Here is a 251-nt window from a genome sequence, read left to right as displayed (position 1 = left end):
AAACGCGCCGTCTCAGGCACCGGACGGTGCTGCATATAGTGACAGCAGTAGCACCACAGCTCGCGCAGCGCCTCTTTATCACCTACCGTCCACGTCAGCGCAAACCGCTCCCGGACATGGCTGGTTCCCGGCTGGCACACCGCACCGTGCAGCTGGTAACCCTGGTGAGAACGTCCGGCTTCATAGGTGATTTCTCCGCGCACTTCATCCCAGTTAAACACCCGGACCTCCACCGGCCAGTCTATCCACGG

Annotated in this window: 1 protein-coding gene; it reads right to left on the bottom strand. The window is 61.4% G+C overall.

Annotated features, from left to right (window positions below; genetic code table 11):
- Window positions 1-251 (bottom strand): DUF6708 domain-containing protein (locus tag OGW16_RS02045; protein WP_353655679.1); only part of this gene is annotated, 251 nt, incomplete at both ends.

Source organism: Citrobacter sp. Ce104 (assembly GCF_030334595.1).
Taxonomy (GTDB): Bacteria; Pseudomonadota; Gammaproteobacteria; order Enterobacterales; family Enterobacteriaceae; genus Citrobacter; species Citrobacter europaeus.
The sequence above is the reverse complement of the archived record's forward strand: the minus strand, read 5'-3'. Positions and strand labels throughout refer to the sequence as shown.